Raw genomic sequence first — 223 nt, forward strand, 5'->3', positions numbered from 1 at the left:
CCTGCAGGGTCTCAGCGTCGGTGGTGAGTTCGGATCCAGCGCCACTTACCTCTCCGAGGTCGCCACGCCGGGGCGCCGCGGGTTCTTCTCCAGCTTCCAGTACGTGTCCATTGTGATCGGCCAACTGTCCGCACTCCTCGTGATGATCCTGCTCCAGCGCATGCTGACTCCGGAACAGATGGGCGAATGGGGCTGGCGCATCCCGTTCATCATCGGCGCCGTT

At 63.7% G+C, this 223-nt stretch carries 1 protein-coding gene; it reads left to right on the plus strand.

The window, feature by feature from the left end; all coding sequences use genetic code 11:
* Positions 1–223: MFS transporter (locus tag ABFP37_RS22640; RefSeq protein WP_347035052.1), on the plus strand; the 223-nt coding region annotated here is incomplete at both ends.

This window comes from Burkholderia sp. RS01 (assembly GCF_039748055.1).
Classification (GTDB): domain Bacteria; phylum Actinomycetota; class Actinomycetes; order Actinomycetales; family Micrococcaceae; genus Arthrobacter.